We start from the raw sequence: 13,268 nt of genomic DNA, 5'->3' as shown, positions 1-13,268 counted from the left end.
TTGAAATTGTAGAAAGCAAAAAGTGGATACTTTAAGCCAGGTCGCATCCCGCATGGGATGCGTGGATTGAAATTTTAAAGACATGGTCACCCAGGCAACTGAATCCTTGTCGCATCCCGCATGGGATGCGTGGATTGAAATACAGTGTCCTCCGGATCACCCCCACAGAAGTGAGTCGCATCCCGCATGGGATGCGTGGATTGAAATTGAGCTCTAACCCCGTTTCTAGCTCTACGTAGAGGTCGCATCCCGCATGGGATGCGTGGATTGAAATCCAGCAGACCAAGGAAATCTTTAACTCAGTTGGCGTCGCATCCCGCATGGGATGCGTGGATTGAAATATTTACCGCCCAAACAGCCAACTTGCCAATTACATCAAGTCGCATCCCGCATGGGATGCGTGGATTGAAATACTGTCACACCGATCGACTGGAGTTACTGGGGTGAGTCGCATCCCGCATGGGATGCGGATTGAAATTTCCAGGCCCCGTAAGCAAGCCTTAGTTCGGGCTTGTCGCATCCCGCATGGGATGCGTGGATTGAAATCATAACCGTGTTTCCACTGCTTAGACTCTCGCCTAGTCGCATCCCGCATGGGATGCGTGGATTGAAATATGTCAGTGATGTATTTAGCATGATTGACCGTTACGTCGCATCCCGCATGGGATGCGTGGATTGAAATAAACTTTACTCCAGGATTATGACCTGGAATGCGACGTCGCATCCCGCATGGGATGCGTGGATTGAAATACATGAAACAAATATGTCTGGTCAAAAAGCAGAACCAGGTCGCATCCCGCATGGGATGCGTGGATTGAAATTGGCATGTCCATTGGGGTTGGAACCAAGGAGAAGTCGCATCCCGCATGGGATGCGTGGATTGAAATTCTACCTGGGTGATGTAGGAAGATCTGGTTTGAGTCGCATCCCGCATGGGATGCGTGGATTGAAATAACATCAAAAACGGCAGAAATGTAAAAGTTCCGGTGTCGCATCCCGCATGGGATGCGTGGATTGAAATTCTTGCTCGGTGCGGCTGTCCTGGTCGTAGCTGTGTCGCATCCCGCATGGGATGCGTGGATTGAAATCAAACGTAAGCAGCATTGTCTGAAAAGTAGAGGTCGCGTCGCATCCCGCATGGGATGCGTGGATTGAAATGGCTACGGCGACACGGAAGACGCGTCACAGCCTGGTCGCATCCCGCATGGGATGCGTGGATTGAAATTGTGGATCCTTAGCGCCATCTACCTGAATAGCGGTCGCATCCCGCATGGGATGCGTGGATTGAAATTTTACCACCGTCACGCTTTTCTTGACCTTTTTGGTCGCATCCCGCATGGGATGCGTGGATTGAAATAACTACTACTACCAGCACCCAAACAAAAGACTTTTTGTCGCATCCCGCATGGGATGCGTGGATTGAAATAACTACTACTACCAGCACCCAAACAAAAGACTTTTTGTCGCATCCCGCATGGGATGCGTGGATTGAAATCATGCCGCGAGCTCAGCCTTTGAGGACTCACGTGTCGCATCCCGCATGGGATGCGTGGATTGAAATTGCTGCTCCAGGCTGAGACGCGTCTTCCGTGTCGTCGCATCCCGCATGGGATGTGTGGATTGAAATAGTTAAACAAACAGCCGACAGCCTCAACGCCTAGTCGCATCCCGCATGGGATGCGTGGATTGAAATGTTCTCCGTAGCCTGGCAAGGTGCCCAAGAATCTGTCCGTCGCATCCCGCATGGGATGCGTGGATTGAAATGTCTTTCTTTGTTGGGACGTGCAATTTGGTGATGTCGCATCCCGCATGGGATGCGTGGATTGAAATACTGCCGACCGCTGCCACGTAAACTGCGTCTTGAGTCGCATCCCGCATGGGATGCGTGGATTGAGAGGCTGAAGGGAAAGTAGCAGCAGAAAGAAGAAGCGTCGCATCCCGCATGGGATGCGTGGATTGAAATATTTGCTGGTACAAAAGTAACAGAGTTACAACAAGTCGCATCCCACATAAGATGTGTGGATCGAAATATCGCTTAGATATGTGGATGCTTGATGGTCAAATTCCACTAAAAGCACTCCCTCGCGGGGTGCTTTTTAATATTTTGCTAAATCAAACGCTTCACCAAGCAAGCAGGAAAAGATTATAGTAAAATATACTGGTTATAAAAAAGCTGAGTCAAGCTCAGCATCCCCAAAACAAAACTTAGTTGAGGAGAATAAACATATGCAAGATATTTATATTGTTGCGGCCAAGCGAACTCCATTTGGCCGTTACCACAAGCAATTGGCTGACTTTTCCGCCATCGACCTGGGCCAAATCGCCCTGCACGGCGCATTAAAAGAAGCCGGCCTTGACGCCGAAGCCCTGGATGCCCTCTTCATGGGCAATGTCCTGTCTGCCGGCTTAGGCCAAAACATGGCCCGGCAAGTTGCCCTAAATGCCGGGATGCGGCAGGACTCAGTCGCCGTGTCCATCAACGAAGTCTGCGGTTCCAGCCTCAAGGCTGCCCGCCTGGCTGAAGCTCAAATGTTAATCGGTGACCTGGGCCTGGTTGCTGTCGGCGGCAGCGAAAGCATGACCAACGCCCCAAAGGAAATCATGTTCAGCGATGGTCTCGTTGACTCCTTCTCAGGTAAATCCATGGGCATTACTGCCGAAAATGTAGCTAAGCGCAACCACATCAGCCGCCAAGACGCTGACGCCTTCAGCTTGTCTTCCCACCAAAAAGCTGTCAAAGCACAAGCTGAAGGACTTTTTGCCGATGAAATCATTCAAATTGAAGATCTCAAGCAAGATGAAAACGTCCGCCCGGATACCAGCCTGGAAGCCCTGGCCGGTCTTAAAACTTCCTTCCTTGAAGACGGGACCGTCACTGCCGGTAACGCCTCCCCAATCTCCGACGGGGCCAGCATGATCATCCTGGCTACCGCGGAAAAAGTCGCTGAATACCAGCTGACGCCTTTAGCCAAGCTGGGCGCTTACGCCGAAGTAGGCTATGACCCGGAATTCATGGGCTATGGTCCATACTATGCTATCCGTAAGCTGCTTAATGAAACTGGCCGGCAGGTAGCCGATTACGACTTCTTTGAAATCAACGAAGCCTTTGCTGCAACTACTTTGGCTGTTGCCCGCGACCTGGAAATTCCTTTAGCCAAGGTCAACAAGCAGGGCGGGGCGATCGCTTTAGGCCACCCGCTCGGCGCTTCCGGCACCCGCCTTCTGGCTACCGCTGCCCGCCAGCTGCAAAGAGGCGGCCAGCGCGCTATCGCCAGCCTTTGCATCGGAGGCGGCCTGGCCATCGCTTTTGAAATTGAGAAGGCATAAAATGAAATTCTATCAGTTGCCGCCCGAAGAGAGGCGGCAGTTTTTGCAAGAAGATGGGGTCGCCCTGGAAGATATCCCTGCAGCTGATTTAGCCCGCCTGGATGAGATGAGCGAAAACGTGGTCGGTGAGGTCAAGTTCCCCTTGAGCTGTTTGACCAGCGCCCTGGTCAATGGCAAAAATTGGCGGATCCCCATGACAACTGAAGAAGCCTCCGTCGTCGCCGCCGCCAACCACGGCATGTCCGTCTTCGCTAAAGCCGGCGGCGTAAAAGCGACCAGCCAGCGCGACGGCATCTACGGGCAAATCGTCTTAGAAGTCACGGAAGCTTTTTCCTTGGCTGACTTTAAAAATAAATTCCCGGCCTATATTAAGGAAGCCAACAAGGAATTTGCCAGCTTGATCCGGCACGGGGGCGGCTTAAAAGACCTGACCGCCCGCCAGGAAGCTGACCTGGTCTACCTTCTGGCCCTGGTTGACCCGGCTGAAGCCATGGGGGCCAACAAGACCAATGCTATCCTGGAATTCCTGGCCCAGAAGATGCTGGCCTTTCCTGGTGTTGAAGCTAAGCTCTTCGCCATCCTGTCCAACTATCCCAGCCAGCTGACTACAGCTAAGGTGGCAATTCCTGTTAGCCTCCTCAGTAAAAAAGGGGACCTGGCAGAAGGCAGGGAAGTGGCCAAAAAGATGGCCCTGCTGGCTAAAATCGGGAGTAGCGACCCTTACCGGGCTGTAACCAATAACAAGGGGATCATGAATGGGGTAGACGCTGTTATGCTGGCGACCGGTAATGACTACCGGGCAGTTGAAGCAGCCTGTCATGCCTACGCCGCCAAAAGCGGCGAGTATCGAAGCCTCAGCTCCTGGAAACTGGAGGGGGAAAATCTCCTTGGCCAAGTCACCCTGCCCCTGGCCTTAGGGGTGGTCGGCGGCTCCATTTCATCGCGGCCTGATATTAGACAAAGCTATGCCATTTTAGGTAAAATAAAAGCAGCTGAATTGGCAGAACTGACCGCCAGCGTCGCCCTGGCCAACAACTTCGCGGCCTTAAACGCCATCTCCACCAAGGGGATCCAGGCTGGCCACATGCGTCTGCAGAGCCGCAACGTGGTTCAGACCCTGCCGGCAGCAGCGGAAGAAAAAGAAGCTGTTTATCAAATGATGATTAGCCAGGGAAAGTATGGCGAAACAGCAGCTAAGAATTTTTTGAAAGAATTGCGAGGACAATAATTAATGGACATCGGTATTGATCAGATAGGTTTTTATACTCCTAATAAGTTTGTGGACATGGTTGACCTGGCCAACGCCAGAAACCAGGATCCCAACAAATTTTTGATCGGTATTGGCCAGGACCGGATGGCGGTCGCTGACAAGACCCAGGACGCTGTTTCCATGGGGATCAACGCGACGGCTGAATATCTTGACCAGGTTGATCTGGAGCAATTAGGCTTATTGATCTTTGCGACCGAAAGCGGGATTGACCAGTCAAAGTCAGCCTCCCTTTTTGTCAAGGAAGCACTTAACCTGCCAGCCCGGATCAGAACTTTTGAAATCAAGGAAGCCTGCTTTGCCTTGACTGCCAGCCTGCAGGTTGCCCGCGACTACGTCCGGGCCCACCCGCACCACTCGGCCATGATCATCGGCAGCGACATCGCCCGCTATGGTCTGGCCACTGCCGGCGAGGTTACCCAAGGCGCCGGGGCCATCAGCATGCTGATCAAGGAGAATCCGGCAATTATCGCCCTGGAAGACGGGCACACTTCCCACTCTGAAAACATCAATGACTTCTGGCGGCCGAACAACTTGGCCACTGCCGTTGTTGACGGCCACTACAGCCGGGATGTCTACCTGGACTTCTTCAAGAGCACTTTCAAGCCTTTCCTTGCAGAAAAGCAGCTGCAAGTTTCTGACTTTGCTGGTATCTGCTACCACCTGCCTTACACCAAGATGGGTTACAAGGCCCACAAGATTGCCATTGAAGGCCAGGATGACGAAACTGTCAAGCGCCTCAGCGACAACTTCCAGCTCTCAGCCAAGTACAGCCGGCAGGTCGGCAACATCTACACGGCCAGCCTCTACATGTCTGTCTTGAGCCTGCTGGAAAACGGCGACCTTGAGGCCGGTGACCGGATCGGCTTCTTCTCCTACGGGTCTGGCGCCATGGCTGAATTCTTCAGCGGCAAGGTAGTTGCCGGCTACCAAAAGCGCCTGCGCCCAGCCTTGCACGCCCGCATGCTCAAGGAAAGAATCCGCCTTGGCGTTGGCCAATACGAAGACATCTTCACCGAAGGCTTGGAAAACCTGCCGGAAAATGTCGAATTTACTAGCGACGCTAACCACGGCACCTGGTATTTGGCCGGCCAGGAAGGCTATGTCCGCCAATACAAGCAAAAGTAAATATGAAGCTAACCGTCTCAGCTTGCTGGGGCGGTTTTTTGATAAAAATAGTCTGCATAGCAAGCGCTTAACTAGGGAGGGCGGGAAATTGCAGTCTCTTTTTATGTTAAAATGAAAAAAGTTGAGAAATGCAAAGAAAAACGAAAGAAGGCAAACACGGTCAACATGAAAACCGAAAGTACTGAGCAAGAGTACCACCACCACCTCTCTCACCACCACCATATGCGGGTGCAGTGGGAAGAGTTCTTCCAAAGCGATGACGAGACTAAGATCAAGGAAGCAACCTTGATTGAAAAAGGGTCGATCATCTCCCGGGTCGGCATGATGATGCTGAGCTGCGGGACTGGGGCCTGGCGGGTCCGCGACGCCATGGACACCCTGGCCAGAACCCTGGACTTAACCTGCAGCACTGACATCGGTCTGATCTCCATCGTCTGCACCTACTTCGATGTCGACAACCAGTCATATTCCCAAAGCCTGGCCCTGCCAACCACCGGGGTCAACATGGCCAAGCTGAACGAATTGGAAAAGTTTGTCCGCCAGTTCGAAGCAGCCGGCGGTGACTTTGAAATCAAGACAATCCGCCGCCGCTTAGGGGAAATCGAACACATGAAAGGCCGCTATCCGCTTTGGGGATCCAGCCTGGCCGCGGCTTTGGCCTGCGGCGGCTTCATTTTCCTCCTGGGCGGGGGGATTCCTGAAATCATCTGCTCCTTTATCGGGGCGGGACTGGGCCAGTTTGCCCGGGGCAGCTTAGCCAAAAGACGGATCACGATTGCCGCTACGACTGCCGTGGCTGTGGCAGCGGCTTGCTTGTCCTACTACCTGGCTTTCATGCTGGGCCACTTGTTCTTTAACGTCGACATGATCCATATGCGCGGCTACATTGGGGCCATGCTCTTCGTTATTCCAGGTTTTCCCTTTATTACTTCCGGTCTGGACATCTCCAAGCTGGACATGCGGTCTGGCTTGGAGCGGATGGCTTACGCCATCTTCATTATCTTGATCGCGACTGGTACTGGCTGGGTGATGGCTACGGCTCTGCAGATCAAGCCTGGCGACCTGCCGGCCTTGCACCTGTCTAAAGCAATTTTGACGGCTTGTCGCCTGGTAGCCAGCTTCTGCGGGGTCTTCGGCTTCTCTTTGATGTTCAACTCCCACCGGCGGATGGCCGCCGCGGCCGGGCTGGTGGGGGCGATTGCCAATACCATGCGCTTGTCCCTGGTTGACTTTGCGCATTTCCCGGCTCCCTTGGCTGCCTTTTTAGCCGCCCTGCTGGCTGGCCTTTTGGCCGGCTATGTCCGGGAAAAGGTTGGCTACCCGCGGATCGCCTTGACCGTGCCTTCCATCGTCATCATGGTGCCCGGCCTCTACATGTACCGGGGGATCTTCCTCTTGGTTTTGACCAATGTCGGGGCCGGGGCCACCTGGATGACTGAAGCTTTGATGCTGGTCATGTCCCTGCCTGCCGGCCTCTTGACCGCCAGAATCTTGACCGACAAGAAGTGGCGCCGGGTCGATTAACATGGAAAGAAAAACAGCTTTTGCCCAAAAATAAGGGTAAAAGCTGTTTTTGCGTATTATTCCTGCAGGTCAGCCACCGTGGCCTTGACCAGTTTCTGCAGATCAAGTGGGTTGACCATGACGCTGCGGCCCACTTCGCCGCTGGACACCCAGATCCCGTCTTCATTTAAGACACTCTCATCCAAAAAGATCGGGAACTTCTTGCTGTGGTAGATACCAATCGGCGTGTTGGCCCCGTGCACGTAGCCAGTGGTCTTTTCCAGCTGCTTGAGGGGAATCATTTCACACTTCTTGTTGCCGGAAGCCTTGGCAATCTTCTTGAGGTCCAAGTGGCCGCTCAAAGGCACCACGCCGACAATCGGGCCGGTCTTGTTGCCATTGACCGCCAGGGTTTTGTAAACCGGGTGGCCGTCTAAAACCGGCTTGCCGGTCCCAACCTGGGCTACCCCGTGGTCTTCGGAAATTTCGCTGATATGCTGCTCATAGGCAATTTTATGCTGGTCGAGAATCTTTTCCACCAGGGTCTTGTCTAATTTGTCTTTATTCTTTTTCTTTTTTGACATTGTTATCACCGCTTTCCATGATACCATTTTAAGAGAAGAAGCTAAAGAAAGAAGATATAATCATGAAATTACTTGAGATCAAGATTGAAAGCAGCTACGACGTTGAAGACGCCCTGGCTTATTTTGCCACGGAAGACTTAAAGGCCCTGGGGACCGAAGCCCGGCGCAGAAGCGACTTTGAACAAGCCGGCTGGCTGCACGACTCAACGGTTGTTGACATGGATGACATCCCAAACCTGCCCGATGAGCTGGAATTCATTGCCTACTTTGATGAAGAAACCGACCCTGAAGAAACGGTCAAGTGCTTCAAGGACAAGCTGGCTGAGCTAGCGGGCTATGGCTTAAAGACCGCTCCTGGTGAAATCTCCGTTGACTATGTTGCTGACCAGGACTGGAACACTGTCTGGCAAAAGTACTACCACGTCATCAACTTGTCCCGCCACCTGGCCATTGTGCCGGAATGGGAAGACTACCAGCCGGCCTTTAAGGACCAGGAAATCATCCGCCTGGACCCAGGCCTGGCCTTTGGGACGGGCAACCACCAGACCACCCAGCTGGCCATGCTGGGCATTGAACGGGCCATGGTCAAGCCGCTTACTGTCGCTGACGTGGGGACGGGGTCCGGCATTTTGGCCATTGCTGCCCATAAGCTGGGGGCCAAGAGCGTTTTGGCCACGGACATTTCTGATGAATCAATGACGGCAGCTAAAGAAAACGCGGCCTTAAACGGCATCCACGACATCGCCTTGCAAAAGACTAGTTTGCTGGCTGGCGTTGACGGCAAGTTTGACTTGATCGTAGCCAACATCCTGGCTGAAATCCTTTTGGACCTGATTCCGCAGCTGGACAGCCACTTAAACGAAGACGGCCAGGTCATCTTCTCCGGGATCGACTACCTGCAGCTGCCAAAAATTGAACAGGCCCTGGCAGAGAATGGCTTCCAAATCGACCTTAAGATGCGGGCTGGCCGCTGGATCGGCCTGGCAATTTCCCGCAAGCATGACTAAAATGCGTTAAAATAAAAGCAAAAGAAACTCTCATTTTTTAATAAGTAAGCCCGGTCAAGCATTCAGGCTTGTTTTTAAGGAACTTTTTGCGCTAAAATAACAGGTACTGATTAGTTAAATGTTAGAAACTGGTGATCTAGATGTCAAAGTATATTGAAATGACTCACGAGCAGGTCATGGCCGCCTGCAAGAAATACATGACGGCCGACCAATTGGCCTTTGTCGAAAGTGCCTATCAATTCGCGGCCCGGGCCCATGAGGGACAAACCAGAGCCTCTGGCCAGCCTTACATCGTCCACCCGACCCAGGTAGCAGGGACCCTGGCCAATTTAGGCCTGGACCCGGACACGGTGGCTGCCGGCTTTTTGCATGACACGGTTGAAGACACTTCGGTCACCAACGACGACATTAAGGAAAAGTTCGGCGCCGACGTGGCCTTCATCGTTGACGGGGTCACCAAGCTGAACAAGTACGAATACAAGTCCCACAAGGAATTCCTGGCGGAAAACCACCGCAAGATGCTGATCGCCATGGCGAAAGACCTCCGGGTCATCCTGGTCAAGCTGGCTGACCGCCTGCACAACATGCATACCCTGGAGCATTTGCGCCCGGACAAGCAGCGCCGCATTGCCGCTGAAACCCTGGACATCTATGCACCATTGGCTGACCGGCTGGGGATCGGGACCATCAAGTGGGAACTGGAAGACATGTCCTTCCACTACATGAACCCGGAAGCGTACTACAAGATTGTCTCCATGATGGACGCCAAGCGCAGTGAGCGGGAAGACTACATCAAGGACGCCATCGACTACTTGCGGGAGACCCTGGATTCTTTAGGGATCAAGTACGACATCAGCGGCCGGCCAAAGCACATCTATTCCATCTATAAGAAGATGGTCAACAAGCACAAGGACTTCAACGAAATATATGACTTGCTGGCTGTCCGGGTGATCGTGCCAACGGTCAAGGACTGCTACGCCGTTTTAGGGGCGGTTCACACCAAGTGGAAGCCGATGCCTGGCCGCTTTAAGGACTACATTGCCATGCCTAAGGCCAACGGCTACCAGTCCCTGCACACGACCATCATCGGCCCTGGCGGCAAGCCTTTGGAAATCCAGATCAGAACTGAAGAAATGCACAAGGTTGCTGAGTACGGTGTGGCAGCCCACTGGGCCTACAAGCGGGGCAACTTCCAAGGCGTTGATGAAAAAGACGGCGGGGCCCTGGATATCGGCCGGGAAATCCTGGAGTTGCGGAAGGATTCCAACAACGCTGACGAGTTCATGGAAGCCGTTCATTCGGATATTTTTGCCGACAAGGTCTATGTCTTTACGCCAAAAGGGGAAGTCTACGAACTGCCTAAAGGATCAGTCACCTTGGACTTTGCCTACGCCATCCACACCCAAGTCGGTGACCACGGCATCGGGGCCAAGGTCAACGACAAGCTGGTTCCTTTGGACTACAAGCTGAAGAACGGGGATGTGGTCGACATCTTGACCCAAAGCAATGCCCGGCCGTCAAGAGACTGGGCGGAAATGGTCAAGACCTCCCGGGCTAAGAACAAGATCCGCCGCTACTTCAGAGATGTTGACCGAGAAGAGAGCTTGGCCCGGGGCAAGAGTGAACTGGTTGACCTGCTCAAGGAAAATGGCTTAAGCGCCAAGGACTTTTTGGACAAGAGCCACATCGACGAAGTCCTGGGCCACTTCAGCTTCAAGACCGACGAAGACATGTACGCTGCTATTGGCTTTGGCAACATGTCTGCCGTATCCATCTACAACCGTTTGACGGCCGACCTGCGCCGGCAGCAGGAAGAAGAAAAGCAGAAGCAGTTTGAAGCCCAGATCATGTCCGCCGGCCAGCAGGCAGCAGCTTCCAGCGTGGTTAAAAAGCCCGCTTCGCAAAAAGACGATGCCAAGTCCAAGACCAAGGGCAAAAAGCCGGACAGCTTGGTCAGAGTCCAGGGGCTGGAAGATTTGGACATGCACTTTGCCAAGTGCTGCAACCCGGTTCCAGGCGACCCGATCGTCGGCTACGTGACCAAGGGCCGGGGGGTCACTGTCCACCGGGCTGACTGCCGGAACGTGGTCAGCGCGGACCCGGCTGCCCAAGGGCGGATGATCGATGTTGAATGGAATAACATTGACGAAGGCAAGCAGGCCAGCTTCAACGCCAACTTCGAGCTCTTTGGCTACAACCGGCAGAAGCTGCTGGGCGATGTCATCAACCGCTTGAATGCCTTGACCAAGAACATTACCAATGTTTCAGCCAGCGTCAACGAAGAAAACATTGCCCACTTCTACATCACTGTCGAAGTCAGGAATGCCGCCCAGCTGAATGACATCATGGCCAAGCTGCGGGATATTCCAGACGTTTATGACACCAAGCGAACGGACAACTAAGCTGGAAGCAGGGAGATTTTTAGAAAAAATGCGTGTAGTAATTCAAAGAGTCAACCATGCCGCCGTCAGAATCGACGGCGAAACCGTCGGCCAGATCCAAAAGGGCCTGCTCTTATTAGTCGGCCTTGCTGAAGGCGATGGGGAAGAACAGGTGGTTAAGGCCGCTGACAAGATCGCCAAGATGCGGATCTTTGAAGATGAAGCAGGCAAGACCAACCTGGGTATCAAGGATGTCGGCGGCCAGATCCTGTCCGTCAGCCAGTTTACCCTCCTGGCTGATACCAAGAAGGGAAACCGGCCAAGTTTTGTCCACGCCATGCGGCCGCCTAAGTCCAGCCAGCTCTGGGAAGAATTTAACCAGGAGCTGGTTAAGCGGGGCCTGACCGTGGAAACTGGTGAATTCGGGGCAGACATGAAGGTCGAACTGGAAAACGATGGTCCTTTTACCATTGTCTTAGACCTGTAATTTTTCCCCTCAGCCCTTGATTAGGAGGGCAAAACAGGATAAACTTAATTTAATGAGAATTATCAATGACAAAGAATGAAGATAGCCCGGCCTTTTTAGAGACTGCCCGTTTGGTGAAAGAGCAGATGGCTGCTAGCTGTGACCCTTTAGCAGATAATGGTTCGTTTCGTCAGCGTTAATGACAGCAAGCAAAAGGTGGTACCGCGCTATTTTCAAGCGCCCTTGATTAAATTCAAGGGTGCTTTTTATTGTCTTAGTCAAAACAAGGAAACAAAGGTGAAATTATGAGAGTTCAAAGACCAAAAGGTACAGTCGACATTCTCCCGGAAACGTCCGGCCAGTGGGAAAAGGTGGAACAAACCGCCCGTGACCTCTTCAAGCGGGCCAACTACCATGAAATCAGAACGCCAAGTTTTGAAAATTACGAACTCTTTTCCCGGTCATCTGGTGAAACCAGTGACGTGGTTGAAAAGGAAATGTACGATTTTGAAGACAAGGGAGGCCGCCACATCGCCCTCCGGCCAGAAGGCACGGCTGGGGTAGTGCGGGCCTATGTGGAAAACAAGATCTACGGGCCAGACTATGTCAAGCCCTTCAATGTCTACTACATTGCCGCAATGTACCGATATGAACGTCCGCAAGCCGGCCGGCAAAGAGAATTCCACCAGATCGGGGTGGAAAGCTTTGGTTCAGACGGCTACCTGGCTGATGTTGAAACTATCCTGCTAGGCCACGACCTCCTGGCGGAACTGGGGGTCAAGAACTACGAACTGCACATCAACACTTTGGGTGACAGCGAAGTCCGCCAGGCCTACCACGATGCCCTGGTAGACTACTTTACTCCGGTTAAGGACCAGCTCTCAGAAGATTCTCAAAGACGGCTGGGCAAGAACCCCCTCCGGATCCTGGACTCCAAGGCCGAAGAAGACCAGCAGTTTTTGCCGGAAGCCCCGAAAATCAGGGACTACCTGGACGAGGAATCAAAGGAAAACTTCAACAAGATCCTGGCCAGCCTGGACAAGTTGGGCGTTAAGTACGTCATCGACGACGACCTGGTCCGGGGCCTGGACTACTACACCGGCGTGATCTTTGAATTCATGGTTGACGACCCGACTCTTTGGGCCAGCCCGTCAACTGTCCTGGGCGGTGGCCGCTACAACCACCTGGTTGAAGAATTCTCCGGCCCGGAAACCCCAGCCGTCGGCTTTGGGATCGGGGAAGAAAGACTGATGCTGGTTCTCTCCAAGCAGAATCCGGAAATGTTTGAAGATCAAGGGATCGACTTCTTCATCACCAATATTGGTGAAGGCGCGGACATTAAGGCCGTGGAAGTTGCCCGCCAGCTCCGCTCTCTTGGCTTCAGCGCCCAATACGACGTTGACCAGAAGAAGCTCAAGGCCCAGTTCAGAAAGGCTGACCGGGTCGGGGCCCGCTATGTCGTGACCCTGGGGGCCAAGGAACTGGCTGAAGGGAAATTAACCGTCAAGCGCTTGAGCGATGGGAAGCAGTTCAGCCTGGAATTTACTGACTTGGAAGACAAGGCCAACCTGCTTTCCAAGATCGAAAAATAGGAGATTTTTAGCA

9 protein-coding genes and 2 CRISPR repeat arrays (1 of these 11 running past the window's edge) are annotated in these 13,268 nt (G+C 53.0%); of the genes, 8 read left to right on the top strand and 1 reads right to left on the bottom strand.

Annotated features, from left to right (window positions below; translation table 11 throughout):
* Positions 1-412: a CRISPR direct-repeat array (repeat unit 33 nt; unit sequence GTCGCATCCCGCATGGGATGCGTGGATTGAAAT); it reaches 563 nt to the left of the window's first position.
* Positions 413-512: 100 nt separating this feature from the next.
* Positions 513-2,030: direct repeats of the CRISPR family, unit length 33 nt; unit sequence GTCGCATCCCGCATGGGATGCGTGGATTGAAAT.
* 196 nt (positions 2,031-2,226) lie between these two features.
* The 4 genes from DS743_RS06765 to DS743_RS06750 all read left to right on the top strand — a co-directional run bounded on the left by DS743_RS06765 (position 2,227) and on the right by DS743_RS06750 (position 7,246).
* Positions 2,227-3,327: a thiolase family protein gene (locus DS743_RS06765; RefSeq protein WP_035185414.1), complete on the top strand. Its 1,101-nt coding sequence runs from the start codon at positions 2,227-2,229 to the stop codon at positions 3,325-3,327.
* A 1-nt stretch (position 3,328) separates the two neighbouring features.
* Positions 3,329-4,555 carry a hydroxymethylglutaryl-CoA reductase, degradative gene (locus DS743_RS06760; RefSeq protein ID WP_035185411.1) on the top strand — a complete coding sequence of 409 codons (1,227 nt, stop codon included), beginning with the start codon at positions 3,329-3,331 and terminating at the stop codon, positions 4,553-4,555.
* Positions 4,556-4,558: 3 nt separating this feature from the next.
* A complete protein-coding gene (locus DS743_RS06755; RefSeq protein ID WP_003613854.1) occupies positions 4,559-5,722 on the top strand; it encodes a hydroxymethylglutaryl-CoA synthase in 1,164 nt (387 codons plus the stop codon).
* A 165-nt stretch (positions 5,723-5,887) separates the two neighbouring features.
* Entirely contained in the window at positions 5,888-7,246 is a 1,359-nt protein-coding gene (locus DS743_RS06750; protein WP_035185500.1) for a threonine/serine exporter family protein, read from the top strand.
* Between the two features lie 56 nt (positions 7,247-7,302).
* Here DS743_RS06750 and DS743_RS06745 read toward each other — a convergent pair whose 3' ends face one another.
* A complete protein-coding gene (locus DS743_RS06745; RefSeq protein ID WP_013439431.1) occupies positions 7,303-7,809 on the bottom strand; it encodes an aminoacyl-tRNA deacylase in 507 nt (168 codons plus the stop codon).
* A 62-nt stretch (positions 7,810-7,871) separates the two neighbouring features.
* On the opposite strand from DS743_RS06745, the gene prmA reads away from it, so the two are divergent.
* The 4 genes from prmA to hisS all read left to right on the top strand — a co-directional run bounded on the left by prmA (position 7,872) and on the right by hisS (position 13,255).
* On the top strand, positions 7,872-8,816 hold the full coding sequence (prmA, locus tag DS743_RS06740) for a 50S ribosomal protein L11 methyltransferase (RefSeq protein WP_013439432.1): 945 nt from the start codon (positions 7,872-7,874) through the stop codon (positions 8,814-8,816).
* A 140-nt stretch (positions 8,817-8,956) separates the two neighbouring features.
* A complete protein-coding gene (locus DS743_RS06735; protein ID WP_035185409.1) occupies positions 8,957-11,218 on the top strand; it encodes a RelA/SpoT family protein in 2,262 nt (753 codons plus the stop codon).
* A gap of 28 nt (positions 11,219-11,246) precedes the next feature.
* The gene (gene dtd, locus DS743_RS06730) at positions 11,247-11,684 is read left to right on the top strand and encodes a D-aminoacyl-tRNA deacylase (protein WP_003613864.1); all 438 of its coding nucleotides are present in this window, start codon (positions 11,247-11,249) and stop codon (positions 11,682-11,684) included.
* 284 nt (positions 11,685-11,968) lie between these two features.
* Positions 11,969-13,255 (top strand): histidine--tRNA ligase, encoded by a 1,287-nt coding sequence (hisS, locus tag DS743_RS06725; RefSeq protein ID WP_141372442.1) that lies wholly within the window; start codon positions 11,969-11,971, stop codon positions 13,253-13,255.
* Positions 13,256-13,268 lie beyond the last annotated feature (13 nt).

The sequence above is a fragment of the Lactobacillus leichmannii genome (assembly GCF_024701915.1).
GTDB lineage: Bacteria > Bacillota > Bacilli > Lactobacillales > Lactobacillaceae > Lactobacillus > Lactobacillus delbrueckii.
This window is presented reverse-complemented; position numbering and strand designations above follow the sequence as displayed.